Annotated in this window: 29 protein-coding genes, 1 tRNA gene and 1 other RNA gene; 18 read left to right on the top strand and 13 right to left on the bottom strand. The window is 55.5% G+C overall.

The genetic code is table 11. The features are described 5' to 3' along the window. Nucleotides 1-19: 19 nt before the first annotated feature. Both J7382_RS05475 and J7382_RS05470 read right to left on the bottom strand, forming a co-directional pair. Nucleotides 20-436 (bottom strand): HIT family protein, encoded by a 417-nt coding sequence (locus J7382_RS05475; protein ID WP_209067867.1) that lies wholly within the window; start codon nt 434-436, stop codon nt 20-22. 113 nt (nt 437-549) lie between these two features. Beyond that, nucleotides 550-990, bottom strand: coding sequence for a hypothetical protein (locus tag J7382_RS05470; RefSeq protein WP_348540004.1), 441 nt, complete (start codon nt 988-990; stop codon nt 550-552). A 237-nt stretch (nt 991-1,227) separates the two neighbouring features. Here J7382_RS05470 and J7382_RS05465 point away from each other — a divergent pair, with 237 nt between their 5' ends. Further along, entirely contained in the window at nt 1,228-2,139 is a 912-nt protein-coding gene (locus J7382_RS05465; RefSeq protein ID WP_247744856.1) for a nucleoside hydrolase, read from the top strand. A gap of 54 nt (nt 2,140-2,193) precedes the next feature. Here the strand turns inward: J7382_RS05465 and acuI are convergent, their stop codons facing one another. From acuI to J7382_RS05440, 5 genes are all read right to left on the bottom strand, one after another. Continuing rightward, entirely contained in the window at nt 2,194-3,186 is a 993-nt protein-coding gene (gene acuI, locus J7382_RS05460; RefSeq protein ID WP_209067866.1) for an acryloyl-CoA reductase, read from the bottom strand. An 87-nt stretch (nt 3,187-3,273) separates the two neighbouring features. Further along, a complete protein-coding gene (locus J7382_RS05455) occupies nt 3,274-4,377 on the bottom strand; it encodes a dimethylsulfoniopropionate demethylase (protein WP_058240777.1) in 1,104 nt (367 codons plus the stop codon). Next, complete coding sequence (locus tag J7382_RS05450) at nt 4,368-4,883, bottom strand: DinB family protein (RefSeq protein WP_209067865.1); 516 nt, start codon at nt 4,881-4,883, stop codon at nt 4,368-4,370. The genes J7382_RS05455 and J7382_RS05450 overlap by 10 nt, the downstream gene beginning before the upstream one ends. 11 nt (nt 4,884-4,894) lie before the next feature. Further along, nucleotides 4,895-5,524, bottom strand: coding sequence for a DUF1326 domain-containing protein (locus tag J7382_RS05445; protein ID WP_058240775.1), 630 nt, complete (start codon nt 5,522-5,524; stop codon nt 4,895-4,897). A gap of 25 nt (nt 5,525-5,549) precedes the next feature. Further along, complete coding sequence (locus J7382_RS05440) at nt 5,550-6,311, bottom strand: DUF2182 domain-containing protein (protein ID WP_247744855.1); 762 nt, start codon at nt 6,309-6,311, stop codon at nt 5,550-5,552. A gap of 88 nt (nt 6,312-6,399) precedes the next feature. On the opposite strand from J7382_RS05440, the gene J7382_RS05435 reads away from it, so the two are divergent. The 3 genes from J7382_RS05435 to J7382_RS05425 all read left to right on the top strand — a co-directional run bounded on the left by J7382_RS05435 (nt 6,400) and on the right by J7382_RS05425 (nt 8,191). Beyond that, nucleotides 6,400-7,128 (top strand): FCD domain-containing protein, encoded by a 729-nt coding sequence (locus J7382_RS05435; protein WP_058240774.1) that lies wholly within the window; start codon nt 6,400-6,402, stop codon nt 7,126-7,128. A 94-nt stretch (nt 7,129-7,222) separates the two neighbouring features. Further along, a complete protein-coding gene (locus J7382_RS05430) occupies nt 7,223-7,870 on the top strand; it encodes a TenA family protein (RefSeq protein WP_209067864.1) in 648 nt (215 codons plus the stop codon). A 60-nt stretch (nt 7,871-7,930) separates the two neighbouring features. Further along, nucleotides 7,931-8,191: a hypothetical protein gene (locus J7382_RS05425; protein ID WP_058240773.1), complete on the top strand. Its 261-nt coding sequence runs from the start codon at nt 7,931-7,933 to the stop codon at nt 8,189-8,191. 108 nt (nt 8,192-8,299) lie between these two features. Here the strand turns inward: J7382_RS05425 and J7382_RS05420 are convergent, their stop codons facing one another. Beyond that, on the bottom strand, nt 8,300-9,403 hold the full coding sequence (locus tag J7382_RS05420; protein WP_209067863.1) for a tRNA-dihydrouridine synthase: 1,104 nt from the start codon (nt 9,401-9,403) through the stop codon (nt 8,300-8,302). Between the two features lie 288 nt (nt 9,404-9,691). Here J7382_RS05420 and J7382_RS05415 point away from each other — a divergent pair, with 288 nt between their 5' ends. The 8 genes from J7382_RS05415 to J7382_RS05380 all read left to right on the top strand — a co-directional run bounded on the left by J7382_RS05415 (nt 9,692) and on the right by J7382_RS05380 (nt 15,448). Beyond that, nucleotides 9,692-10,387, top strand: a complete 696-nt coding sequence (locus tag J7382_RS05415) for a DUF1287 domain-containing protein (protein WP_209067862.1) — start codon at nt 9,692-9,694, stop codon at nt 10,385-10,387. Between the two features lie 119 nt (nt 10,388-10,506). Beyond that, nucleotides 10,507-10,856: a transfer-messenger RNA gene (gene ssrA / locus J7382_RS05410) on the top strand. A 227-nt stretch (nt 10,857-11,083) separates the two neighbouring features. Then, on the top strand, nt 11,084-11,515 hold the full coding sequence (locus J7382_RS05405; protein ID WP_058240771.1) for a nuclear transport factor 2 family protein: 432 nt from the start codon (nt 11,084-11,086) through the stop codon (nt 11,513-11,515). A 49-nt stretch (nt 11,516-11,564) separates the two neighbouring features. Beyond that, entirely contained in the window at nt 11,565-12,821 is a 1,257-nt protein-coding gene (gene chrA, locus J7382_RS05400; protein ID WP_209067860.1) for a chromate efflux transporter, read from the top strand. A gap of 78 nt (nt 12,822-12,899) precedes the next feature. Next, complete coding sequence (locus J7382_RS05395) at nt 12,900-13,370, top strand: ClpXP protease specificity-enhancing factor SspB (RefSeq protein ID WP_058240769.1); 471 nt, start codon at nt 12,900-12,902, stop codon at nt 13,368-13,370. A gap of 184 nt (nt 13,371-13,554) precedes the next feature. Further along, nucleotides 13,555-14,949, top strand: coding sequence for a class II fumarate hydratase (fumC, locus tag J7382_RS05390; protein WP_209067858.1), 1,395 nt, complete (start codon nt 13,555-13,557; stop codon nt 14,947-14,949). 83 nt (nt 14,950-15,032) lie between these two features. Next, nucleotides 15,033-15,218 (top strand): DUF4169 family protein, encoded by a 186-nt coding sequence (locus tag J7382_RS05385; RefSeq protein WP_209067856.1) that lies wholly within the window; start codon nt 15,033-15,035, stop codon nt 15,216-15,218. Continuing rightward, nucleotides 15,215-15,448 carry a ribbon-helix-helix domain-containing protein gene (locus J7382_RS05380; protein ID WP_209067855.1) on the top strand — a complete coding sequence of 78 codons (234 nt, stop codon included), beginning with the start codon at nt 15,215-15,217 and terminating at the stop codon, nt 15,446-15,448. Before J7382_RS05385 ends, J7382_RS05380 begins: the two co-directional genes overlap by 4 nt. A 59-nt stretch (nt 15,449-15,507) precedes the next feature. On the opposite strand, the gene J7382_RS05375 is transcribed toward J7382_RS05380, so the two are convergent. Further along, complete coding sequence (locus J7382_RS05375; protein WP_209067854.1) at nt 15,508-15,918, bottom strand: SufE family protein; 411 nt, start codon at nt 15,916-15,918, stop codon at nt 15,508-15,510. 374 nt (nt 15,919-16,292) lie between these two features. On the opposite strand from J7382_RS05375, the gene J7382_RS05370 reads away from it, so the two are divergent. Next, nucleotides 16,293-16,565, top strand: coding sequence for a hypothetical protein (locus tag J7382_RS05370; protein ID WP_209067853.1), 273 nt, complete (start codon nt 16,293-16,295; stop codon nt 16,563-16,565). Between the two features lie 50 nt (nt 16,566-16,615). Here J7382_RS05370 and J7382_RS05365 read toward each other — a convergent pair. Together J7382_RS05365 and J7382_RS05360 are read right to left on the bottom strand one after the other, a co-directional pair. Beyond that, nucleotides 16,616-16,692: transfer RNA gene (locus J7382_RS05365), tRNA-Ile, on the bottom strand. A 36-nt stretch (nt 16,693-16,728) separates the two neighbouring features. Beyond that, nucleotides 16,729-17,661 carry a LysR family transcriptional regulator gene (locus tag J7382_RS05360; protein WP_209067852.1) on the bottom strand — a complete coding sequence of 311 codons (933 nt, stop codon included), beginning with the start codon at nt 17,659-17,661 and terminating at the stop codon, nt 16,729-16,731. Between the two features lie 123 nt (nt 17,662-17,784). On the opposite strand from J7382_RS05360, the gene J7382_RS05355 reads away from it, so the two are divergent. From J7382_RS05355 to rnd, 4 genes are all read left to right on the top strand, one after another. Next, on the top strand, nt 17,785-18,750 hold the full coding sequence (locus tag J7382_RS05355; protein WP_209067851.1) for an MBL fold metallo-hydrolase: 966 nt from the start codon (nt 17,785-17,787) through the stop codon (nt 18,748-18,750). Between the two features lie 109 nt (nt 18,751-18,859). Next, nucleotides 18,860-19,909 carry a phosphoribosylformylglycinamidine cyclo-ligase gene (gene purM / locus J7382_RS05350; RefSeq protein WP_209067850.1) on the top strand — a complete coding sequence of 350 codons (1,050 nt, stop codon included), beginning with the start codon at nt 18,860-18,862 and terminating at the stop codon, nt 19,907-19,909. Then, on the top strand, nt 19,906-20,499 hold the full coding sequence (gene purN, locus J7382_RS05345) for a phosphoribosylglycinamide formyltransferase (RefSeq protein WP_209067849.1): 594 nt from the start codon (nt 19,906-19,908) through the stop codon (nt 20,497-20,499). Before purM ends, purN begins: the two co-directional genes overlap by 4 nt. An 85-nt stretch (nt 20,500-20,584) precedes the next feature. Then, a complete protein-coding gene (gene rnd / locus J7382_RS05340) occupies nt 20,585-21,742 on the top strand; it encodes a ribonuclease D (protein WP_209067848.1) in 1,158 nt (385 codons plus the stop codon). Nucleotides 21,743-21,784: 42 nt separating this feature from the next. Here the strand turns inward: rnd and cls are convergent, their stop codons facing one another. Next, nucleotides 21,785-23,194, bottom strand: coding sequence for a cardiolipin synthase (gene cls / locus J7382_RS05335; RefSeq protein ID WP_209067847.1), 1,410 nt, complete (start codon nt 23,192-23,194; stop codon nt 21,785-21,787). A 433-nt stretch (nt 23,195-23,627) separates the two neighbouring features. Here cls and J7382_RS05330 point away from each other — a divergent pair, with 433 nt between their 5' ends. Then, a complete protein-coding gene (locus tag J7382_RS05330; RefSeq protein ID WP_209067846.1) occupies nt 23,628-23,972 on the top strand; it encodes a TfoX/Sxy family protein in 345 nt (114 codons plus the stop codon). 151 nt (nt 23,973-24,123) lie between these two features. Here the strand turns inward: J7382_RS05330 and ndk are convergent, their stop codons facing one another. Continuing rightward, entirely contained in the window at nt 24,124-24,546 is a 423-nt protein-coding gene (gene ndk / locus J7382_RS05325; protein ID WP_209062611.1) for a nucleoside-diphosphate kinase, read from the bottom strand. Between the last annotated feature and the right edge of the window lie 6 nt (nt 24,547-24,552).

Raw genomic sequence — 24,552 nt, 5'->3', positions numbered from 1 at the left:
AAATATCACCTGTTAAGGATCAGACCAGAGCAGCGCGGATTTTCTCCGCCTGCGCCTTGAGCACATCAAAATCCGCCATCTGCCCGGGCGGGCGCAGCCCAACACCTTCATGGCGTGGCAGCACGTGATAGTGCAGGTGGAACACCTCTTGGCCGCCTGCGGCTTCGTTGAACTGCTGCACCGTAACCCCTTCTGCATCAAAGGCTTTCATCACCGCATGTCCCATCTTCTGAACCGTCTTCAAACAGGCAGAAAGCTGCTCAGGCGTGGCGTCCAGCATATTGCGGCAGGGTGTTTTGGGGATGATCAGACAATGTCCATCTGCCCGTGGCATGATGTCCATGAACACATAGGTGTCCGCATCTTCATAAAGTTTCTCGCTGGGGATTTCCCCGCGCAGGATCTTTGCGAAAATATTGTCGTTGTCATAGGCCATAGCTCAGGCTGCTCCGCTCTCAAATAGATCTATTTGGCGTCACGTTGCCCAAGCCAGCGTCCGTGTGCAAGCCGTTTCCCAACGCCTTGCACTGCCTCACTCTTGCAAAGGCTTCAGAAGCTCATGGAAGCGTCAGCCGCCATCATGGCTTTAGCCATTTCCCCCGGCTTGGCGACACCGACCCCGTCCAACAAGACCTCCGGCCCCTGCCCCAGCGCAGGCAGATAGATCGCGCAGACCTCGACCTTGGCGCCAGGCAGCGTCATGATTTTCTGCATCAAACCCTGTGGGCTCATATCCTTGGGCGGCTGGCCTACCGTCGCGCTTTCCGGAGCGTCTTTCAAGGCCAAATCGCCCGCCGCGCCACACAACAGGATATGAGGTGCGGCTCCCTGTTGTGCCGCCTGCATGGTCAGCACCATCGCCATCAATTGGGTCTGTGGCTGATCCTCGGTCAGAATGGTGACAAGCGATGGGGCCTCTTCGGCCTGCGCGACCAGACCTGTAAAGGTCAAAGTGGCCGCAGCAGCAAGGGTGGTCAGAACGCGTTTCACAGCGATGTCCTTTCTCAATAAAAACAACCAGATGCGCCAAAACCTGAGTTTTTGATGCACCTAATATCCGCATCCAATCACACCGCGTTATTGGGGCCTTTGATCCAAATCAAACATATTCATTAAATAATATACGTTTTGGTGTGTTGTGATCACTCAGCCTCCCCTTTAAGCCGCGAAACGCTTGATGTCTGCGGCGTCTCGCCTGTATCAGAGTGCAGACTCAGGGAGGTGGTTTTGAAGCTGATTATTGATACGGATCCCGGTGTGGATGACGTGATTGCGATCGCCCTTGCAAAAACACTCCCCGACACAGAGGTGATCGGTCTGACCACGGTGTTTGGGAACACCTTTACGTGGCAATCCAGTCGCAATGCCCGCTTTCTTCTGGATCTTCTGAAATGGCCAGTGCCGGTCTATGAGGGCGCCGAATTTCCCCTTGGAGCGACCTCTTACACGCCCTCAAGCAATGTTCATGGCGACGAAGGCTTTGGCGATATTCTTACCGTTCCCCAGATCGGCCAAAACCAGCCCGAAAGCGCGGCTGAATTTTTGGTGCAAGCTGCCCGCGCCCATCCGGGTGAGGTGGTCATCTGTGCGCTGGCCCCTCTTACAAACATCGCACTGGCCCTGGAGTTGGACGAGGCGTTTGCGAAAAACGTCGGTCGGCTCGTCCTCATGGGCGGCGCGCTGGAGTGTGACGGCAACATCACACCCTATGCTGAGGCCAATATTTTTCATGACGCCCGCGCCGCAGAGCGTGTTTTTGCCTCTGGTATGAACATTCAGATGATCGGGCTGGACGTCACCTTGAAAACCCTCCTGCGCCAGCCCCAGATTGATGACCTTAAAAATCACGCACCTGTGGTTGGGGCGTTCATTTCCGAAATCACGCCGTTCTATCTGGATTTCTACCGCAGTGTTGCCTCTATAGACGGCTGTCCGATGCATGATGCGGCCGCGATTTTGGCCTGTCGCTATCCGGACCGTTTCGATTTTGTGACCACTGGCATTTCAGTGTCACAGAGCGCGACAAACCTTGGCCAGACCCTGCGCGCCTCAGAGCGCCCGATGACGCAGGTTGCGCTCGATCTTGATGCAGATTGGGCAGTGCAACATCTTTTTGAGCGCATCGGTGCCCTGCATTGACAAAAAAGGCGCTCCCGCAGGAGCGCCTTCCGTGTTGTCGCATATGTGAAATGATCAGGCGTTCACATCCACAACAACGCGGCCCTGAACCTGTCCTTTGAGAATGTCTGCACCCAGTTGAGGCAGCTCTGACAGGGTTGCTGGCTTGACCATGGCCTCCAGCTTGTCCATGGGCAGATCCTTTGCAATCCGCTCCCAAGCGCGCAGGCGGTCTTCATAGGGGCGCATGACGGAATCGATGCCCAGCAGATTCACCCCCCGCAGCAGGAACGGGATCACCGTGGCGGGCAGCCCAGCCCCACCGGCCAGACCAACAGCAGCAACAGAGCCACCATATTTCATCTGTCCCAGCACACGTGCCAGCATCTCGCCGCCCACCGCATCAATACAGCCTGCCCAGGTCTCGCTTTCCAGCGGGCGTTTGACGGTCTCATTGAGATCTTCACGGGGCACAATCTGGCTCACACCAAGGGATTTCAGGTACCCCTCCGTTTCCGGACGCCCGGTCACACCGGCCACCTCATAGCCAAGGTTGGCCAGAATGCCGACTGCCACAGAGCCCACGCCCCCGGCGGCACCGGTCACCAGAACCGGGCCTTTATCCGGGCTGACGCCATGATCTTCCAGCGCCATCACCGACAGCATCGAGGTAAAGCCTGCCGTCCCCACGGCCATCGCCTGCTTTGTGCTCAGACCCTCAGGCAGCGGCACCAACCAATCGGCTTTCACGCGGGCCTTCTGACCATAGCCGCCCCAATGCACCTCACCAACACGCCAGCCGGTCAGCACGACCTTGTCGCCGGGCTTGTAGCGCGCGTCCTCAGAGCTCTCCACCGTCCCGGCAAAGTCGATCCCCGGCACATGCGGATAGTTGCGCACCAATCCGCCACCTTTGGGTGACAGGCACAACCCGTCTTTGTAGTTCACCGTGGAGTACTCCACCGCGACGGTCACATCGCCCTGCGGCAAATCCGCCTCTGACAGCTCTTTGATTGCGCCGCTTGCGAGGCCATCTTCGCCCTGCTCCATCACCAGTGCTTTAAACATGTTTACTCCTAACTCTCGTTGTCTTTATCAAGTTGATCCCGCGCAGCCTCTGCGCGGGGCATTTCCAAAGGCGTCGCTTCGGGCGCGTTACTGCCAGAACGCCTCGTAAACCGTGGCCGGGCGCACCCCGTCAGGTGTTAGCACATCCACCTCGCTGCCGGAGGTCCAATGCGTCATGCGCACCATGCCGATGGCCACATTTGTATTGAAGTCCGGCGACCATGCCGCGCTGCTGATATTGCCGACATGCGCTTCCCCATCCATGATCGGCCAGAGCTGATCACAGGGCGGCACCCCAGCACCGTGAATTTCAATCGGGCGGATCTGGCGCACCGGCCCTTCCTGCGCCACCCGCAACAGCGCATCGCGCCCCACACAGCCAATCGCCGTGTTGGTGTTGCAGAACCGGCCCAGCCCACATTCATGTGGCGTGTTGTCATCGGTCATGTCGTTGCCATAGCTCAGCAAGCCACCTTCGATGCGTTCAATCAGGTTGGGGCATCCCGCATGCACATCCAGATCCTTGCCCGCCTCCATCAGCGCATTCCAAAGCGGCATGCCAATGTCACCGCCTTCGACGTAGATCTCAAAGCCGCCCTGCTTGGAGTAGCCAGAGCGCGCAATCACAAGGTTGCGCCCCTGAAACTCAAACCAGCCGAACCTGAAAAAACGCAGGTCCCGGATCTTGTCGCCAAACACCCGCGCCATCAGATCATCCGATTTCGGCCCCTGCACTGCCAGCGGGCTCACATCCGGCTCATCCACCAGCACATCCAGCCGATAGCCGTAGGCAATGCCCTTCACCCACAGCAGCAGATCACTGTCGGCAATGGAAATCCACCAGCGGTCTTCGGCCAGCTTGACCGCCACCGGATCGTTCAACATGCCGCCGGTCTCATCCACGATGGGCACATAGTAACATTGCCCCGGCAGCATCCCGCGCAGATCGCGCGGCGTGAGCATCTGCATCAGACGCCCCGCATCAGGTCCGCGGATTTCCACCTGCCGCTCGACCGCCACATCCCAGATCTGCACAGCCGTTTTCAGGTGGCGGTAATCCTCCTCCACTGAGCGAAATACCGTGGGCAAGAGCATCCGGTTGTAAACCGTGTAAGCTTTCACACCTGCGGCCTCGACCCCTTCTGAAAACGGGGTGCGCCGCAAACGACGAGAGGGAGAAATCAGAGCCATTGTGCCTCCTCTGGCATCAAAACAAGATCGGTGTCTTCCGGGGTCTTGCCGAACCCGGTCAAAAGCGCGTGCACCTGCCCGCGATGATGTGTCTGGTGGTTGAACATATGCGCCACACAAAGCCCCATGGGCTTGCGCATATCCGTATTGAGCATCTGCGCATGCCACTGCAGCTCCCCCTGCAATTGCGGCTCAGTCACCGTGTTGGCCCAATGCAGAATGCGCTGATCCATCGCGCGGCGCTCTTTGGTCCATTGCGCAAAGCTGTCGCAGAGGTCTTTGTGATCTTTTGCCGCGACTTTTGGGCCTGCGCCGCCATCCAACCGGCTCATCCAAAGGCTGTCACCCCAAAGGATGTGATTGATCGTGGCCATGACCGAGCCAAAGAACGCGCCGCGATCGGCGCGGCGGTCTTCTTCGGTCAGGGTTTCACACGCCGCACGCATGTTATGGTTCTGCCACGCGTTGTAGCGCGCCATCATCTGACAATATTGCGGCGTGATCATCGTACTGTTCCTTACCGGGGGCCGTGCCAGTCAATCTGGCAGATTTCCGCAGAGCGCCCATCAAAATCCCAGACCCGGCCAAAGGCGCGCACACGCCCTTTGGTGGCGGTGCCCACGGTGATGTCAGGCCCCATCCAGTATTCGGTGTTGGTGACAACCATATCTTTGCCGTCTTTCCCGGCCACCGGCACAACCGCGCCTTGGATTTTCTTGCCAACCATCAGGCGACGTTCATTGCCTTCGGTTTCGAAGATCACCTGCTCTCGAGAGGCGCCAAGGAATTCCCCGACCAGCATGCCAAACAGACCCGTTGTGCCCCGCGCGGCGCCACTGAAAATATTGACCAAACCGTTGTAGGCTTCCTCAGACGCGCGATCATCAATGAACACGGCCGCTTTCCAGTTGCCGCGCCCCATATTGCCGGGGATCTCAAGGAACAGGCCGATGTTCAGACCAGACAGGTCTTCCTCACCATATTGGCCTTCGTCAATGCGCACACCGGCCCAGGCCTGACAATGTCCCTCGGTTGGCGGGTGTTTGCCAAGGCTCACCACACAGGGGCAAAACACTGTGCAGTTACAGTTCAGGATCAACTCCCCTTTGATGGTCCAGGGCACCGTGCCCACTTCATCCAACGCCATCTTTATGTCCTCCACTTCAAAACGGTCAAATTGCGCCAAACCCGATCCAGACGGATGCCAGAAGCAACACCACTCCAAGCGGTTTGGTCACCCAGCGCCCGATCTCAGGCAGTTTCTCAAAAATCATGATCACGGTTGCGAGCCCCATGAAGGCGATGTTCATCACCCCACCCACAAAGGCCAAAAGCATCAGCGCCCAGCAACATCCCAAGCAGGTCAGCCCAAGTCGCAACCCATTGCGCCAAGGCCCTTCCTCAAAATGCTGAAGAAAAAAGGACATCGGCATCCGGCATTTGCTCAAGCAGGCTTCTTTGAGGGCAGAGAACTGATACATGCCCGCAACCCAAAGCAATCCAGCCGACAAAAGCGCGGAACGGCTCTCGCCAAGCGCCCCGATCAACCCCGCCTGAAACAGTCCCATCTGCACCGCAGCGGCCATCACGGAAAACCCAATCCAGATCACCAGATACCCGCTCACCAAAACGCCAAACCGCGCCGTCTCAAATTGCTGAGACAAATCCTCATAGGTGGCAAAGGCGGGCAATGCGGTGGGCGCCATCATCGCCGCAGACATAACAACCCACATCAGCAAGACCCGCAGAAACCCGGCGGCATCGGGCGTTATGGTGCAAAGGCTCTCCCAGAAATCCGCGCCATAAACCGCGCTCATTGCGCGCATCTCGGCGGGAACCGCCATCAGAAACAGAACAACCCACGCCGCGAAAATAACACCAAACAGTGTCAGCCAGTGCCAACCGGTCATGGAACGGATGCGATCTGCGACCATCTCGGCATTCCTCCTCTTGCCGCGACTCGTTTCTTGGATTTAAAATGTCAGACAATTAAACACACAGCAAACACTAAATGTCAGACAATTGAAAATCGATCCTCAAAACCCCGCCGACCTCTCCGCTCAGATCGCCAAAGCCATCCGCGATGCCATCATCTCCGGCGACATGATCGTGGATGAACGCCTGCCCTCTGAAGCGGAGCTGGCCGATCAGTTTGATGTCTCCCGCCCCACCGTGCGCGAGGCGCTCAAACGGCTGGCGGCACAAAACCTGATCCGCACCCGCCGCGGGGCCTCCGGCGGGGCCTTTGTGCGGCGTCTGTCTTATGATGAGGCCTATGCACAGCATATCACCACCAGCACGCTTTTGCTTTCCATGAACGCAGTGGATTTTGAGACCGCCTGTGAGGCCCGCTTCGCGCTGGAGCGCGCCTGTGCCCCGCTCTCCGCAGCGCGCTGCACCCCGGATCACCTCGCCACCATGCGCGCAGAAATTCATCGTCAGGCACAGCCTGGACTTTCTGATGAACGCTTCTGTGACAGCGATGTCGCCTTTCACCGCGCCTTGGTGGATGGTGCGGGCAACCCGGTGCTGTCCTACCAACTCGCCGGTGCGGTAGAGGCCATGCAGCCTCTAATGAATATGATCACCTTCACCCAGCGCAATCGCGATGTGATCATCGGGCTGCACACCCGTATTGCCGACGCGCTGGAGCACAACAACGGGGCCGCCGCTGACACCGCTCTGGCCGAGCTCACCGCCTATACGCTCACCCTGGGCGAAGAGGCCATGGCCGCCCGCGCAAAACGCTGAAGCAAAGCGCACTATCGCCTTGCACCCGCGCGAAAATCTGCGTTTTCTGCCCATGACACCGGCCCGCACCGCCGAGCAACAGGAGACAGACTTCATGCGCCCAACCGATCACCTGCGCAGCCTTGCTGGCGATGACTGGATCGCCGCCACAACCCACCCGTTCTGCACTGAGCTTGCCGACGGCACATTGCCACTTGATAAGATGCGCTGGTATCTGGCGCAGGATTACCAGTTTGTCGGAAATTTCGTGCGCCTACTGGCCAGCGCCATCGCCCATGCGCCCACCTTAGCGGACAGCTTGCCTGCCGCACAGTTCCTCGCGCTGGTCACTGGCCCGGAAAACACCTACTTCCTGCGCTCCTTTGAGGCGCTTGGCATGGATGAGGCCGCGCAAAATCCGCCCCCTGCGCCACCAACCGAAGGCTTCAATGCCCTCATGGCCGAAGCCGCCGCCTCTGGACGGTATGAATTGATGCTGGCGGTGCTGGTCGTGGCCGAATGGGTCTATCTGAGCTGGGCCACCCCCGTGAACCCTCCCAAAGAAGAGCTGCCATTCTATTTCGCCGAATGGATCACCCTACATGCCGGAGAGGGCTTTGAAGGTGTGGTGGAGTACCTGCGCGGCCAGTTGGACACCGCATGGGACAGCCTCAGCGATACCGCCAGATCCGAGGTCGAAACCATGTTCCTGCGCGCCGCCAAACTGGAACGCGCCTTCTGGGATGCCTCTTACGCCGCCTGAATGCGCTTTGATCCCGAAGACGGTCAAGGGCCAAAAAAGTTATCGAAAGACAGTGCTAGAATGTTGGAAAAACTACGTTTCACTTTGCCAACCATCATCGCAAGCTCCCTTCTGTTTGGTTTCTTTTTCTCTGTGGGCCGCAAAATGGCGCAGGGAGAAACCATGAAGGGAAAACGCGGGATCATGAATTACATCGCCGAAGCTCTGAACTATGCATCAGACAGTTTTGGTGCGGCGCAAGCCGGATACGCGATCATGGCACTGTCCCTTTTTGCCGGGGTGTTTGCCGCTGTCTGGATCTGGCGCAATCCAATGCTGTAAACTTGGCCTCACAAACACAAACCGGGCGCTTGCAGTATCGCAAAGCGCCCGGTTTCTTTTTGCTCTCGCAGGACAACCACGGCTCCGCAACTCGGCCGCCGAAAGGAGTTACTCCGCCGCTGTTGGTTCCTGATACCCACCATTGTAATCGTCGCTTTTGCGACGCACCTGCGAATGCTCCACGATCCGCTCGCGCGCAATCCCACGAAACGCCTCGATAGAGTCATGGCCATGGCGCTCAAGATAATCCGCCAGATCGGTCTTCAATTCCTCAATCAGTTTGACACCCACGCCGCCACTGCCTTTTTCCTCCATCGCCGCCGTGCAGATCTGCAGATTACCCGCTCCATGCACGATGAAGTTAAAAGCCTCACGAAAGCCGCGAATGCCGCCGATGCCAGAGATTTCCTTGTCAGGAAAGGCCTTGGAAATATCAGAAACGCGCAACAACGCCTGATGCAGGATGGCAAGCCCGCCCTGCCCGCCAGAGGTCACAAGCCCATCTACTTCCGCTTCAAACTTCAAGGTTTCCGGATCCATCAATGGCAATGATGGAAAGGTGTTGCACAGCGAAATACAGGAGGCCCCCGCCTCATAGGCCGCGCGCGCCGCATCCACCAAAGTCGATGTCGCCGGGGTCAGCTTGACCCAGATCGGCACATCCACCACGTCGGTCACCGCTTTCAGAATGGAGCGAATGATGTCTTCATCATTGGCCACATGCGCGCCCATGTCTTTGCGATCCATGTGCGGACAAGACAGGTTCAGCTCCAGCGCGTCACAGCCCACCTCCACGCAAGAGGTCGCCAGCTTGCGCCAGTTGCCCATCTCTTCTTCACTGCCCGCCCCCGCCATGATGGAGGCAATCACCATTCTGTCGGGATAGGCCTCTTTGATCTCTTTCAGGTCGGGCAGCCATTGCTCCAGCGGCTGATCCGAAATCAATTCCCAGTTCCACGAAGAATGTGACACCGTGTCCGGCCGCTTCATGCGTGAGACATAGGGCTTTTCTTCGCTGGTGCGCTGATAGATGGTTTTGGGGCCAGCGACATTTTCAACCGGATGCAGACCAATCGTCTTGGTCACGACTCCCCCCCAGCCAGCATCAAAGGCTTTCAGGATTTTGCGCTTGCTTTCCGTGGGCGGCGCAGATGCCAAAATGAAAGGGTTGACGAATTCAAGGCCCGTAAACTTTGTAGCGAGTGAGGTCATTGCTGCATCCCTGTTTTTTACCTTATGGTAAAATTTGACGAGATGATGGCCTTCAAAGTCAACAATTTTCCGAAGAGATACCCAAATTCGAGCGAAATAGTCGATTTGAGCGCCCAAAACGCCCAAATAATCCTCGTAACTATAAAGGCACAGGTCACGCAAAGCATCTCTTGATGCAAAGGCACGTGTCGCAGAAAGCGGATCTTTGCTCAATTAAGCCCAATGATTTCATTGGAATTGTTGCCCATCTACAGATCCCCCAGAGTGGCGAAAAACTGAGGTTGCATTGTGAGTTGGAAAGTTCTCACCGCTATGGTCGCCAGTGCCTTACTGGCATCCACCGCCATCATCTGGAGCCAGCCGAAATGGCGCTACCTCCTGCAAAGTCAGGCTGTGTTCACCGTTGAGCGTCTGACAGGTCTGCCCCTACATCCCGCCCCTAGCCTATCCAGCACACCTTGGGCCACAGATCTCATCAACAGCGCCGCATCGCAAATCGGCGTCACCGTGAATTATGATCCTGCCTATGTTGCACTCTCCTATCCCAACGGGGACATCCCGCGGCGCGATGGTGTTTGCACCGATGTGGTGATCCGCGCCCTGCGCGACGCACATCAGATAGATCTGCAAGAACGGGTTCATCAGGACATGTCCGCGCGCTTTGCCAGCTACCCCAATCACTGGGGCCTGACACGTCCCGATAGCAATATTGACCATCGCCGGGTCCCAAACCTGCGCCGCTACTTCGAACATATCGGAGCCGCCCTGCCTGCGCCGACGCTGCAATCTGATTTCCAACCCGGCGATATTATCACCTGGAAAATCGCCCCCGGCAGGCCGCACATTGGCATTGTGTCGGATCGCACCTCGCGAGATGGCAGCCGCCCGTTGATCTTACACAATGCAGGTCTGGGCACACGCCTCGATGATTTTTTGCCGCTTTACCCAATGACCGGCCATTATCGTCTCGAAGGCCATCTCTAAAAGCACCGGTAAAACGCGCAACGTGCGCCGCGTTTAGGTTGCGAATTGGTCGAATTTGGCACCGCCGCGATACGGCTGGGATACCGCCGTGATACCGACGCGCCAAAATCGGGTTAACGACGCTTGCACCCTGCGCGCAACACCACTATCTAGAATATGTTCCCTCGGGAACTATGGACATAAATGCGCTTGTAATAAACGGATCGGACCCGGGGGCGGTACCCGGCGTCTCCACCAAACATCCTTCATTTGGGGATCATGGGGACGAAACAGGATCGACGGACGTCTAAAGAAGTTAGCTTTGTCTCGGCTGTCTGCCACCGTTATCGGCGAAAACTGTACAATTGCAAATGACAATCGTGCTCCGGTAGCAGTCGCTGCGTAAGCAGTGCCTAACACCGAAATCTAAGTCCTGACGCTAGCTGCCTCAGGCGGGGTCCGCAGGAACCTGGCAACAGAATCCTGCACCTTCCACCAAAGAATCACATCGAAGATCACAGGTCTGTGAGTGTTCAAATCGCTTTATTTTAATGCGTTTTCCTTCTTGACTTTTTGGCAATCAGTGCTGCGAAAGCGTTAATTTTCAACTTTCTTCACAAAACCATAATTTTGCCTGCATTGAACCGTATTTCTTAACTATTCGCTTACTTTTGGGGTTTTAGCGTCGTGGTGGGGATAACACAGGAAGGCACTATTATGACTGTGGACAAGCAGCAAATCATAGAGGATTGGTTCCGCCGCGTCTGGATCGAACAGGATATGGACGCAATTGACGAAATGTTCCGCCCGGACAGCACCGCCGAGGGCGTGCTGCCAGGTTTTGGCGTAGGTCCAGAAGACTTCCGCGAGATGGCAACCATGTATCTTGCATTGGTCGAAGATCCGATCGTCTGCGTAGAAAAAGTCATGGTTGATGGGGATTGGGCCGCAGCGCTCTGGACCATGAGCATCATGAATCCAGTATCAGGTGAAAGGATCACCGGGTTTGGTCAACTCTTCGTCCGTTTTGAAGGCGCGATTATGGTAGAAGCCTATAACAACTTCGATCTCGTCGCGTTTTTTGAAAAACTCGGCTTCTTGCCGGAACAAACCATGGCAATGTGTCTGACCGGCCAAAAGGTCGCCTGACACAAATAAAGCGCTTGCAACATTCACTCGTGTCGCTAGCGATAGGCGCATGTCACATGCGCCTCATATCACGCAGATTCTTAAGGTATTTGCCCGGATCGGGTTCCTCTCTTTCGGAGGGCCCGCCGCTCAAATTGGGCTGATGCATCAGGAATTGGTTGAAAGGACCGGCTGGCTCAAAGAGAAAGAACTTCTCGGCGCGCTGTCGTTCTGCATGCTCCTGCCGGGGCCCGAGGCCATGCAGCTTGCAACCTTTTGCGGTTGGAAACTGCGTGGGACCTTAGGAGGTTTGATCGCAGGTGCACTGTTCGTGTTGCCTGGCGCCGTATTGATTTTTGGACTCGCGATTAGCTATGCCCTGTATGGCGCAATGCCACTGGTCGCGGCGGCCTTTGTGGGCGTGAAGGCTGCCGTGGTGGCAATTGTGTTGCAGGCGCTGTTAAATTTATCGCGCAAAGTACTGACAAAAAATATTAATGTGGCGGTTGCTCTTCTGAGTTTCGTAAGCCTCTATGCGGGGTTAATGCCATTTCCTGCCGTGATTTTTCTTGCCGCAGCGATTGGATTTTTATGGCCCTCTGATGACCCCATACAAGTCCCAGCAAGCCCTGCTCAATCTGGCGCCTCGGCGATGCAAGAAAGCCTTAAAGCCATCTTGGTGTGGGGAAGCCTTTGGGCCATCCCCGTCTTTCTGCTATTTTTGCAAGGCGGATTTTTAAAAGAGGTTGCCCTGTTTTTCTCGCAGCTGGCAATTGTCAGTTTTGGGGGTGCGTATGCTTTACTTGCCTATATGGTGCAAATCGTTGTGCAAGACTATGGCTGGCTCACGACCGATCAAATGATGGACGCCTTGGGTCTCGCCGAAACAACCCCTGGCCCCCTGATCCTTGTAACACAGTTTGTCGCCACACTTTCTGGGCATGGACAAGGTGGCGTTGCTTTGGCTTTGGCAGCAGGTGCAGTGGCGCTTTGGTGCACCTTTATACCCTGTTTCCTTTGGATATTCGCCGGTGCCCCGCATGTTGCACGGATCCTCTCCGAGCCACGCCTTAGTCATGCACTTGCACTCATCTCCGCAGCTGTTTTGGGTGTCATTGCAAATCTAAGCCTCTGGCTCACAGTAAATCTTTTGTTTGCACAGCTTAAGTCAAGCATAGTCGGCCCCGTGCCCATTCTCAGCAGCTTCGATACCACCGCAGGTGCCCTCACCGCGCTCGCACTCTTGGCACTTCTCATCTTGAGGTTGCCTCTTCTGGTAACACTCAGCCTTTGCACCGCTGCTTCAACATTTTTGGCACTGCTCTGAGTGTTTTTTCGACTGGATCACCTTTCGTTTCCCGTACAATAAGTTATTGTCGAAACAGGAGACCAACGGAGCCCTTTCATGTCCGAAAACATCGACTATGGAAACCTCATGCACCGCGCCATGCGCAGCCTGATTCAGACTGTCCTCGAAGACGTGCAAACGAAGGGTCTCCCCGGGGAACACCATTTCTTCATCACTTTTGACACTCAACATCCTGATGTCGAAATTGCCGAATGGCTGGCGGATCGCTATCCCGGCGAAATGACTGTTGTGATGCAGCATTGGTACGATAATCTGACCGTCACGGACGAAGGCTTCGCTGTCACACTGAATTTTGGCGATTCACCAGAACCGCTTTACATCCCCTACAATGCAATCAAGACGTTTGTAGATCCCTCCGTTGAGTTTGGCCTGCGGTTTGAGACGCAAGATGATGAAGCAGAAGAAGAATTGCTCGATGAGTTGCCCGAAGAGATCAATCTAGAAGAGATCGTAGAAGAACCACGTAAAGACGCTGAAGTTGTGTCGCTGGATAGCTTCCGAAAGTAAGTCGCCACGTTAAAGGCTGCGGCCTGCTTCTGGATGGATCTGATAAGCAACCTTACGGTTCATTTCTGTATTGAGCAGCTGCTATCAGCGAAGATGGGCTGTTAGCGGTATCCCACGGTATACAGTGTTGCACTTTGCCCCCATTGCGCTATGACACTCCTGACATATTTTACCGGAGGTCATGATGGCAGATACCCGCACCGAAACCGACAGCTTTGGCCCGCTTGAGGTTCCTTCCGAAAAGTATTGGGGCGCTCAGACCCAGCGTTCGATCATGAACTTCCCAATCGGTTGGGAAAAGCAGCCAGTCGCCATCGTGCGTGCGCTTGGGGTGATCAAGCAAGCCTGCGCCATGCAGAACAAAGCTACTGGCAAGTTGGACGCTAAAATCGCGGATGCGGTCATCCAAGCTGCATCCGAAGTGGTCGCAGGCAAATTTGACGACAACTTCCCGCTGGTTGTCTGGCAAACCGGTTCTGGCACCCAGTCCAACATGAACTCCAATGAGGTGATTGCAAACCGCGCGATCGAAATCCTCGGCGGTGTGATTGGCTCCAAAGATCCGGTGCACCCCAACGATCATTGCAACATGGGTCAGTCTTCCAACGACACCTTCCCAACCGCGATGCACATTGCGGCCGCGATGACCGTGCGCGATGTACTGCTGCCCGGCCTGACAAAACTTGCAGAAGGTCTTGAGGCAAAAGCCGAAGAGTTCAAAGACATCATCAAAATCGGGCGTACCCACACCCAGGATGCGACTCCGCTCACTCTGGGTCAGGAATTTGGCGGCTACGCCCACCAAATCCGTCAGGGCATTGCCCGCGTTGAAGCGGCCCTTCCCGGCATCTACGAGTTGGCGCAGGGCGGCACCGCCGTTGGCACCGGCCTGAACACCCAGAAAGGCTGGGGCGAAGCTGTGGCCGCAAACATGGCCGAAATCACGGGCCTGCCCTTCGTGACTGCGCCCAACAAATTCGAAGCACTGGCGGCGCATGACGCCATGGTCTTCATGTCCGGCGCACTCGCAACTGTTGCTGGCGCAATGTACAAAATCGCCAACGACATCCGCTTCCTCGGCTCTGGCCCACGCTCCGGTCTCGGAGAGCTGATCTTGCCGGAGAACGAGCCAGGCTCTTCCATCATGCCGGGCAAAGTGAACCCAACACAGGCCGAAGCGATGACACAAGTTGCCGCACATGTGATGGGCAACAACGCCGCCATGACTTTTGCTGGCTCTCAGGGCCACTTTGAGCTCAACGTCTACAACCCGATGATGAGCTACAACCTGCTGCAATCCATGCAGCTTCTGGGCGATGTGGCCGACAGCTTCACCGAGCGTATGCTCAACGGCATCAAAGCCAACGAGCCACGCATCGACAAGCTGATGAAAGAGAGCCTCATGCTGGTGACCGCTCTGGCGCCAACCATTGGCTATGACAACGCCACCACCGTTGCCAAGACCGCGCACAAAAACGGCACCACCCTCAAAGAGGAGGCCATCGCGCTTGGGTTCGTGGATGAGGCAACCTTTGATGCAGTTGTGCGTCCAGAGCAGATGATTGGCCCCAAAGACTGATCCTCGGTAAAATAGCTATAAATCAGAGGCGGCCCCCAAGCCGCCTCTTTTCTTTTGTACCATATCGTACCAATACTAAGGACATGGCTGATATCATCAATCTCAACACGTTTCGCAAATCCAAAGCCCGCGCGACCCAAAAAGCGCAGGCCGATGAAAACGCAGTGAAATTCGGGCGCACCAAGGCGCAAAAGCAAAAAGAAGCGCAAGAGGCCGCAAAGGCCAAACACATATTGGATGGCAAAGAGCGGGACGCGCCTCCTACATGAGCCGTCCCGTTAAGCGCTCGTTGACCCTGCGCGGCCATCGCACGAGTGTGTCTCTCGAAGATGACTTCTGGCGGGCCTTTCGTGATATCGCAACTGAAACAGACACGCCAATCAACGAACTCGCCGCGCAAATTGATGCCAACCGTAACCTAGATACCGGCCTCGCAACCGCGATACGTCTCTTCGTGCTCAACCACTATCGCGACCGCGCCAGTAAAGCCTCACCTTAAGTTTTTTGGGTTTCACACATCCCCGTCGAGACAATGCCAGCAAGGGCATGAAAACAGTGTTAAACCGCTTCGCTCGCCACCAGACGGATGCGCTCGATCATTGCCCGTAGCCCATTGGAACGCTGAGAGGATAGATGTTGGTTCAACCCCAGCCGCTCCATTTCCGCACGCGCGTCCACGCTCAAAACATCGGCCACAGGCAACCCGTTATAGAGCTTGCGCAAAACTGCAATCAAACCACTCACAATCATCGCGTCACTGGCGCCCTCAAAGGAAAACACGCCGGCCTCAATCTTGGGATGCAACCAAACCTGACTGGCACATCCATCCACTTTGGTGGCAGGCACGCGCAGCGCCTCTTCCAATACCGGCATGTCTTTACCCTGTTCAATCACATAGCGATAGCGATCTTCCCAGTCTTCAATGAACTCGAAGTCTTCCACAATGTCTTCAAAAGCTTGCGTCGCCATGTCAGCCGGTCTCCAGATTGGTTTCTTTCACCTAATATTCCAAACCCCAAAGGTCTACCTCAAAACTGATACACCTCTAAGGCGCTTTTCAAAGGCCGATGAATAGGCTAACCCCATGGAGCAAAGAATGAGGCTGATCAATGCGCACACCTGTCCTGTTTTTACTGACTGCAACTCTTACACTCTCTGCATGTCAGTCCCGGTGGAACCCGGCAAATTGGTGGGGTGCTGACAGGGAAAGCGCGGTTCAAACAGATGTTAATCCGCTGATTCCTGAGCAAACTTCGGATGGGCAGTCCTTTTTTGCTAGCCAAGAACAGGCGCAATATGTCGGTGTTCCGGTTCAGCGCGTGAGCCGCGTAGAGACGCACCGCGTGGCTGAAGGACAGCTTATCGTGGCAGTTGGCATTGCAGCCACGCACGGCATGCATGATGTACGTCTTATCGCGCGAGATGGGGGAGCTGTTGAGGGTGGCGTGCTGACCCTCGATCTCATGGCCATCCCGCCAAGTGAACCTATCATTGGTGGTTCTGACCTAACACGCCAGCTCACAACAGGCGCTGTCCTTACAGATCAGCAGATCGCAGGCGCGCGCACCATTCGCATCAATGCAGCCCAAAACAGCATAGATCAGCGGGTTCGGTAAGCATCATCCCCAGAACACCGCGCCCGTTTTTCTCAGAATGTGACGGTTTTTGGTAGGCCCGGCAGGACTTGAACCCGCAACCAAAGCGTTATGAGCGCTCTGCTCTAACCAATTGAGCTACAGGCCCGTCATGTGACGTGGTTATGAGATGGCGCGAAGGGCGTCAAGCCGTCATTTCTGCATTTTCTTCAATCTCTTCAAGCCCTGCGTTCAATGTGGCAAGCTTGTCGACAAATGCGTTGATCACCAGATCAACTTTGGATCCAGGAACGGTCTTTGTTGGCGAAAGCGCAAACACGTCTTTCCTCGGGGCGATGAATTCTGGCAAGATTTCTTCATAGATCCCGGCGTCCATCTCCTTTTGTATCAGAAGTCGCGCCGCGCGCGTGTATCCCATACCAGTACGGACCGCGTTTAGGATGATTTCCGGGTCATCGGCGGTGAATCCGATGCGCACCGGCACCTCATGTGCCATCCCACTTCTATGCAGTGTAAACTGTCCCCCTGATTTTTCCTCACGGTGCTGAATAAACTTCAAGTGCATCAGGTCTTCGGGGGCTTTTGGCCTGCCGTGTGCCTCAAGATAGGCCGGGCTGGCGAAGAAAACGGTTTCAAGGGACGCTATTTTGCGCCCAAAGCCGGCGGTTTCACCGAGCTTACCCGCGCGGATCGCCAGATCATATCCTTCGCGAACGACATCTACCATCCTGTCTTCCAATCGGAGAATGATGTCCAAATCTGGATGCACTTGGCCCAACTCGAGCAAGACAGGCCCAAAAACAACGCGCCCAAGGAAATTTCCAGCACTGATCCGTATTTTCCCACTCACATCCTGATCAAGCGCCTCCAGCTCTGCCTGCATCAACTCATAGCGTTCCAAAAGTTTCTGCGCATGCTCTTGCACTAGGATGCCCGCACGAGTCCCCGTCACACCTTGAGAAGAGCGATGCAGGAGTTGCTGTCCGAGGTGGGTTTCCAGTTGACGCAGCTGTTGGCTAACGGCAGATTGCGATATACCGCGTCGCAGGCCTGCGCCGGAGAGGCTGCCTGCGCTTAAGGCGCTGACCAAAGTCTCAAGCAATCCTAAGCGATCCATGATATAAGCCTTTCTTATGGCCAACATTAGCGATTTGGCGGTACGAAACTGAATTTACGCGCATTAATTGAGTTCAGCCAGATATTTTCTGGGCAAAACTCTCTTTTGATAACGGAGCTCCTAATGGCTATTACCCGTAGATCTCTCTTGGCCTTCGCAGCGACAACCCCTGCCGCACTTGCCGCGCCTTCACTTTCATTTGCTAGCTCGGCAGCAGATACGCCCTTTCAGGGGACTTATCGGTTTACGGTTGGTGATGCTACCGTAACGGCACTTCTGGACGGCTACATCGACATTGCGCCAGACTTGATCACTGGCTTTGAGCAAAGCCGCGCTGAGGCCTCCCTGAAAAAAGCGCAGCAATCACTATACGCTGGCGGCGTACGGATCCCTGTGAACGCATTCCTCATTGAGATGCACGGAAGGCGTATTTTGATTGATGCCGGTACGTCCAATCTTTTGGGAGACACGCTTGGAGATCTGCAGGCAGCACTAAACGCGCTCAACGTGCTGCCAGACACAATCGACATGATCGTTCTCACACATATTCATCCAGACCATGCGGGCGGATTGATTGATGCTCAAGGCGCCGCGGTCTTTGCCAATGCACAAATTTCCATCGCCGATGAGGAATACCGCTTCTGGCATGATGACTCGATTATGGCGAGCGTGCCGGAAAGCGCCCGAGGTTTTTTCCAAATCGCAAGGAACTCGGTCGCGCCATATAAAGATCGCTTGATCCTCCATACGGGTGAGGAGGAAGTGGTTTCGGGCCTTACCGCCCTTCCCCTTCCGGGCCATACACCAGGTCACTCTGGCTACATCCTGAAATCTGCGGACAAGCAGCTACTGTTCTGGGGGGATGTCATCCACCTGACTGCACTGCAATTTGAAACCCCTAGCATGACAGTCGCCTTTGATACGGATGCGCAACAAACCGTGCAAACCCGCCTGAAATTGTTTGATCGTGCGGTCGCGGATAATCTCTTATTGACCGGCGCACACATCGATTTCCCAGGATTGGGCAAGGTAAAACGCACGCAAGGCGGCTACGCCTTCCAAGCGACACCCTGGCAATACGGCGCATGATGCGTGGATTGCACCGTCTGTTAGCGCAGACGGTGCAATCCTTGGTTTCCTTTGGCCAAGTGATGCAGTAAGCAGCACGCCAAGCAACGGTTTCTAAGGACGTATCCCCATGAGCGACGGCAAAAACGGCATCACCTACGCAGATGCAGGTGTGGACATTGACGCAGGCAACGAGTTGGTGGAGCGCATCAAACCAGCCGCAAAACGCACAACGCGTTCGGGCGTGATGGCTGGATTGGGCGGATTTGGAGCACTGTTTGACCTCAAAGACGCAGGTTACTCCGACCCAATCCTCGTCGCCGCGACCGATGGTGTCGGCACAAAACTTCGGATTGCGATCGACACCGGAAACGTAGACGGTGTTGGCATTGATCTGGTGGCAATGTGCGTCAATGACCTGGTCTGTCAGGGTGCAGAACCCCTGTTTTTCCTAGACTATTTTGCCACAGGGAAGCTTGAAACCGAAACCGCGGCGCGCATCATCGAAGGTATCGCAGAAGGATGCTATCAATCGGGGTGCGCTTTGATTGGGGGCGAAACTGCGGAAATGCCCGGTATGTATGAAGCGGGCGACTTTGATCTTGCCGGTTTCTCGGTGGGCGCGATGGAGCGCGGCTCGGATCTGCCGGCAGGCGTAAAAGAAGGCGATGTTCTGATTGGGCTTGGCTCCAATGGCGTACACTCCAATGGCTATAGCCTGGTCCGCAAGTTGGTCGAAGTTTCTGGATTGTCCTGGGATGACACTTGCCCTTGGGACGAAACCCAAACTTTGGGCGCGGCCCTTCTCACGCCAACACGGCTCTATGTAAAACAGGCTCTGGCTGCAGTGCGCGCTGGCGGCGTACATGCATTGGCGCATATCACCGGTGGTGGCCTGACTGAAAACCTGCCACGTGTCTTGCCCGAAGGTTTGGCTGGTGACATCGATCTCGCTGCGTGGGAACTGCCTTCAGTCTTCCAATGGCTCGCCAAAACCGGCGGAATGGATGAAGCCGAGCTTTTGAAAACCTTCAACTGCGGGGTCGGCATGATCCTCGCAGTGGAGGCGGATCAGGCCGAAGCTTTGGCAGCGTTGCTGAAAGATCAGGGCGAAATGGTGTATACGCTTGGCCGCGTGACGGTAGGTGAAGGCGTCACCTATACAGGATCGCTTCTGTGAAGAAACGCGTCGCGATTTTCATTTCTGGCGGCGGATCCAACATGGTCCGCCTGCTGGAGGACATGAACAAAGGCGACCATCCGGCAGAACCTGTGCTCGTACTCGCCAATAGTGCAGATGCTGGCGGACTGGCCAAAGCCGCTCAGATGGGCGTCAAAACTGTCGCGGTGGACCATCGTCCCTTCAAAGGGGATCGCGCCGCTTTCGAGGCCGCGCTACAGGCAGAACTGGATATCGTACAGCCCGACATCCTGTGCCTCGCGGGCTTCATGCGCGTTCTCACGGAAGGCTTTGTCGCCCCATGGGAAGGGCGGATGTTGAACATCCACCCGTCGCTTCTGCCAAAATACAAAGGCTTGCACACCCACGCGCGCGCAATAGATGCGGGTGACAAAGAACATGGATGCACGGTCCATCTGGTGACACCCGCCCTTGATGATGGCCCTATCCTGGGGCAGGCCACGGTTCCCATTGAAGATGGCGATACCCCCGAAACGCTCGCCGCGCGCGTATTGAAGCAAGAGCACGAGCTCTATCCAGCCGTTTTGCGCCGTTTTGCAGCCGGAAATACCACACCCATCACTCTTTAAGCCTTGGTCAATTGCTTTCCGCTAAAATTGTCCTTAGTCCTGATGACAATATCAAGGCACAGTAGAGCAAGAAGAAAAGCCGCACATGAAAACTCTCACAACAACTGAAGAGCTCGCGCAGTTTTGCAACATGGCGCGCCAAGAGCCCTATGTGACAATCGACACCGAATTTCTGCGCGAACGTACTTACTATTCCAAGCTCTGTCTGATCCAACTCGCCATTCCTGGTGATACCGATGATACTGCGGTTTTGGTGGACCCGCTGGTAGACGGTTTGTCGCTTGAGCCGCTTTACGAACTGTTCCGGGACACCTCTGTTGTCAAAGTATTTCACGCCGCGCGTCAGGATCTTGAAATTTTCTTTGTGGAAGCTGGTGTTTTCCCTGATCCGCTCTTTGACACACAGGTCGCCGCAATGGTGTGCGGCTTTGGCGAACAGGTCGGCTATGAAACACTGGTGCGTAAAATTGCCAAGCAGGGACTGGATAAAAGCTCCCGTTTTACCGACTGGTCGCGCCGTCCCCTGACCGAAGCACAGAAAACATACGCTTTGGCCGATGTGACGCATCTGCGCAAGATATATGAGTTTTTGGCCGCAAAGCTAGCTGAGACGGGACGTGCGCATTGGGTTCAGGAAGAACTCCAGATGCTGACACGGCCTGAGACCTATGTCATCGATCCGGAGAATGCTTGGAAACGGGTAAAAACACGTACCACCTCGCCAAAATTCCTCGCAATCGTACGAGAACTGGCAAAGTTTCGTGAAGCCTATGCTCAGAGCCGCAATGTGCCGCGCAACCGCGTGTTCAAAGATGACGCATTAGTAGAGCTGGCCTCCACCAAGCCCGGCAATATGAACGATCTTGGTCGGTCGCGTCTTCTCCTTCGTGAGGCACGCAAGGGAGAGATTGCGGATGGCATTCTGACCGCTGTGAAGACAGGTCTGGAATGCCCCGCCTCTGACATGCCCCGCGTGCCCAAAAAGGATGACAAGCAGCAGGTCAACCCGGCGCTGGCGGATTTGCTGCGCGTGCTGCTGAAGGCCAAGACCGAAAGTTCTGGCGTGGCCCCAAAGCTGATCGCGACCTCTGCGGATCTGGACGCTTTAGCCTCTGGCAGCCGCGATGTGGCCGCATTGCATGGCTGGCGGCATGAGGTTTTTGGCGCGGATGCGCTGCGTCTTTGTGAGGGGAAGGTGGCACTGGCGGCCAAAGGCACTGCGGTAAAGATCGTTTCCCTCTGACACCAAGTCGGACACCCCTTTAAAGATGTCTGCGCTGCCGACCTATAGGATCGGAGCGAACAGACGTGCGATCGGTGCCCCATAACGAACGTGCCAGGGATGCTCTGAAAGTGGCATCTCAAGCAATTCTGCTTGTTGGAAGTCCGTTTCAAGCATTTGCGCCACGTCTTGCGCAGCGCGCGGATCAAAAAACATCGCCATCGCTTCAAAGTTCAACCGGAATGAGCGATTGTCGAGATTGGTCGTGCCAACGCCCGCCAAAGTATCATCCACCAAAATCACCTTTTGATGCATAAAGCCCGGCTGATAGCCATAAATTTTAACGCCGGCCAAACGCACTTCATCAAAGAAGGCAAAACGCGCCAACCAGACGATACGATGGTCAATTGTACTTGGCAGCAAAAGACGCACATCCACGCCACGCATGGCGGCGACTTTTAGGGCGCTCAGAATATCGCGATCAGGCACAAAGTAGGGTGAGGCAATCCAAACACGCTCTTTGGCTGCGCAAATGGCAGCGAAGAACATCAAGGCTCCGGTTTCAAGCCGGTCAGCCGGCCCCGTGGGCACCAGTAGCGCGTTCATATCCTCATGCACCGTTTCCGGAGCCCAATTCAGCGCATCGCCCAAAACCTCATCTGTCACCCAATGCCAGTCTTCGGCAAAAACGAGCTGCAACTGCATCACCACAGGTCCCAGAAGTTTGATATGCGTGTCCCGCCAGGCGCCCAATGCAGGGTCTTTGCCAAGATACTCGTCGCCCACATTATGCCCGCCGATGAAACCGACGCGACCATCAACCACCACGGTCTTCCGGTGATTTCGGAAATTGATTTGGAAACGCGTCTTAGGCCCACGCATTTCAGCATTTGTCGGTACTTTCACTCCAGCGGCGCTTAACTCATCCAAATAAACTTGAGAAAGGCGGAGGCTGCCAACCTGATCATACAGGAGGGCAACAGAGACGCCGCGCTTGGCAGCGGCGATCAAATGGTCCTTAAATTGCCTCCCCAATGCATCATCGCGAAAAATATAGAACTGCACCAAGACATAGTGTTCGGCTGCATCAATGGCTGAAAAAATCGCTTCAAAAGTGGCTTCGCCATTTTCCAGAAGCGACATGCTGTTGCCGCGCATGGTGTCCAGATCCGCCACTTTTTCTAAAGCATGCGCCACCTGTGGCAAAGGCGTGACGGGTCGGTGTGCCTCGTGAAAAGAACTTAATCCCGCATGAATATGGGCAGAATTCCTTCGCGCAACTGTATAGCGTGAAAACCGGTGATGACCGAAAAACAAATACAAAGGTACCGCAAGAACTGGCGCAAATATCAGGAACAACACCCAGCCCATGGCCCCCTGTGCGGTCCGCGCCGAAGAAATAGCCCGCCATCCACAATACGCTGCACTCACCTCCAGCAGCAGGATGCCGGCAGCGACCAAGCTCGTCCACATGTGCAAATTCCCCTCTAAGCCAGCTCAGCGTATCGATCGTCTCGTTTATGGCAAGTAGGTTTGAACCGCGCCAGACTGCCGCGCAAAAGAATAGAATTGAGCCTTTAGTGCAAAAAAATGCCCTAATTTGAGCACTCCGCAATCAAAACAACCGGGCAAGCTGATGTCATAGTTTAACACGCAGTCTTCTACGACGGTCTGCACAACTTTGAACGAAAGGCACAGTCATGGCTCATTCCGCAAAAGATCTCGCCGCACAACCGGCAAAACCTGCGCGTCAGGACAAACCCGCCAAAACCAATGGGTCTGCTCCCAAACCGGTATTTTCCGACTGGGCGATGATTTGACCAACGGTTTCCAAAGAAACGCAACTCGCAACAGTTAACCGCCAATTGGCTTGAAATCAAATTTGCCTCATGTCACCAAATAGGGCATGAGCACACCGGTTTCTTCCATTCGCAATCTTGGTCCCGCGGTCGAGGCTGCCTGCCATAAAGCGGGTATTCACTCAGCGGAAGAACTCCGCGCCTTGGGAGCCGATGAAACCTACGCAAGACTGCTCAGATCGGGCACACGCCCCCATTTCATTGGCTACTACGTACTCGTTATGGGGCTCCAAGGGCGCCCCTGGAACGATTGCAAAGGTAAGGAAAAAGCAGAGCTGCGTGCACGTTTTGATGCGCTCAAAGCCAAAACATTTACCCCAAAAGTCAAAGCCACAAATGAGCTTGAGGCATGGCTCGACAAGATCGGCGTGATTGAAAAATCCACGCTCTGATCCACGTACCCTGCTTCATTCGCCCCCAAAAGTCCCCGGGGAGCCAGAGGGGATGGCCCCTCTGCACCTCCTCACCATAGGCACATCAAACGAAAAGCGCGGAAGGTTGTCCTCCCGCGCTCAAAAATCGTCATCCGTGAAACGGTTAGGCTTAGCCCACCAGCTCCAGGCCGGAGAAGAAGTATGCGATTTCTACCGCTGCTGTTTCAGGCGCGTCAGAACCGTGCACGGAGTTTTCGCCTACGGATTCAGCGAACTCGGCGCGGATGGTGCCAGGTGCTGCGTCTGCTGGGTTGGTTGCGCCCATAACTTCGCGGTTTTTCGCGATTGCGCCTTCACCTTCCAGAACCTGAGCCACGATTGGCGCAGATGCCATGAATTCGCACAGTTCGTCGTAGAAAGGACGCTCTGCGTGCACAGCGTAGAACACACCGGCCTGCTCTTTGGTCAGGTGGATGCGCTTTTGCGCAACGATGCGCAGGCCAGCTTCTTCGAATTTGGCGTTGATTGCGCCGGTCAGGTTGCGGCGGGTGGCATCAGGTTTGATGATCGAGAAGGTGCGTTCCAGAGCCATGTCTGT

Origin of the sequence: Shimia sp. R11_0 (assembly GCF_017744035.1) — a bacterium.
GTDB classification, from domain to species: Bacteria; Pseudomonadota; Alphaproteobacteria; order Rhodobacterales; family Rhodobacteraceae; genus Shimia; species Shimia marina.
Note: the sequence above shows the minus strand (reverse complement) of the source record. Positions and strands in the feature narration are given on the sequence as shown.

Excerpts from the sequence above, each read along its gene's own strand:
- J7382_RS05380 (WP_209067855.1), top strand. The coding sequence starts at position 15,215 with ATGAGCCGTCCCGTTAAGCGCTCGTTGACCCTGCGCGGCCATCGCACG.
- J7382_RS05445 (WP_058240775.1), bottom strand. The coding sequence starts at position 5,524 with ATGGCGTTGGATGAAGTGGGCACGGTGCCCTGGACCATCAAAGGGGAG.
- J7382_RS05375 (WP_209067854.1), bottom strand. The coding sequence starts at position 15,918 with ATGGCGACGCAAGCTTTTGAAGACATTGTGGAAGACTTCGAGTTCATT.
- chrA (WP_209067860.1), top strand. The coding sequence starts at position 11,565 with ATGTCACATGCGCCTCATATCACGCAGATTCTTAAGGTATTTGCCCGG.
- J7382_RS05355 (WP_209067851.1), top strand. The coding sequence starts at position 17,785 with ATGGCTATTACCCGTAGATCTCTCTTGGCCTTCGCAGCGACAACCCCT.
- purM (WP_209067850.1), top strand. The coding sequence starts at position 18,860 with ATGAGCGACGGCAAAAACGGCATCACCTACGCAGATGCAGGTGTGGAC.
- J7382_RS05455 (WP_058240777.1), bottom strand. The coding sequence starts at position 4,377 with ATGGCTCTGATTTCTCCCTCTCGTCGTTTGCGGCGCACCCCGTTTTCA.
- fumC (WP_209067858.1), top strand. The coding sequence starts at position 13,555 with ATGGCAGATACCCGCACCGAAACCGACAGCTTTGGCCCGCTTGAGGTT.
- J7382_RS05420 (WP_209067863.1), bottom strand. The coding sequence starts at position 9,403 with ATGACCTCACTCGCTACAAAGTTTACGGGCCTTGAATTCGTCAACCCT.
- J7382_RS05395 (WP_058240769.1), top strand. The coding sequence starts at position 12,900 with ATGTCCGAAAACATCGACTATGGAAACCTCATGCACCGCGCCATGCGC.
- J7382_RS05425 (WP_058240773.1), top strand. The coding sequence starts at position 7,931 with ATGTTGGAAAAACTACGTTTCACTTTGCCAACCATCATCGCAAGCTCC.
- J7382_RS05450 (WP_209067865.1), bottom strand. The coding sequence starts at position 4,883 with ATGATCACGCCGCAATATTGTCAGATGATGGCGCGCTACAACGCGTGG.
- J7382_RS05385 (WP_209067856.1), top strand. The coding sequence starts at position 15,033 with ATGGCTGATATCATCAATCTCAACACGTTTCGCAAATCCAAAGCCCGC.
- J7382_RS05330 (WP_209067846.1), top strand. The coding sequence starts at position 23,628 with ATGAGCACACCGGTTTCTTCCATTCGCAATCTTGGTCCCGCGGTCGAG.
- J7382_RS05440 (WP_247744855.1), bottom strand. The coding sequence starts at position 6,311 with ATGGTCGCAGATCGCATCCGTTCCATGACCGGTTGGCACTGGCTGACA.
- acuI (WP_209067866.1), bottom strand. The coding sequence starts at position 3,186 with ATGTTTAAAGCACTGGTGATGGAGCAGGGCGAAGATGGCCTCGCAAGC.
- ndk (WP_209062611.1), bottom strand. The coding sequence starts at position 24,546 with ATGGCTCTGGAACGCACCTTCTCGATCATCAAACCTGATGCCACCCGC.
- J7382_RS05430 (WP_209067864.1), top strand. The coding sequence starts at position 7,223 with ATGCGCCCAACCGATCACCTGCGCAGCCTTGCTGGCGATGACTGGATC.
- rnd (WP_209067848.1), top strand. The coding sequence starts at position 20,585 with ATGAAAACTCTCACAACAACTGAAGAGCTCGCGCAGTTTTGCAACATG.
- J7382_RS05360 (WP_209067852.1), bottom strand. The coding sequence starts at position 17,661 with ATGGATCGCTTAGGATTGCTTGAGACTTTGGTCAGCGCCTTAAGCGCA.
- J7382_RS05405 (WP_058240771.1), top strand. The coding sequence starts at position 11,084 with ATGACTGTGGACAAGCAGCAAATCATAGAGGATTGGTTCCGCCGCGTC.
- J7382_RS05475 (WP_209067867.1), bottom strand. The coding sequence starts at position 436 with ATGGCCTATGACAACGACAATATTTTCGCAAAGATCCTGCGCGGGGAA.
- cls (WP_209067847.1), bottom strand. The coding sequence starts at position 23,194 with ATGTGGACGAGCTTGGTCGCTGCCGGCATCCTGCTGCTGGAGGTGAGT.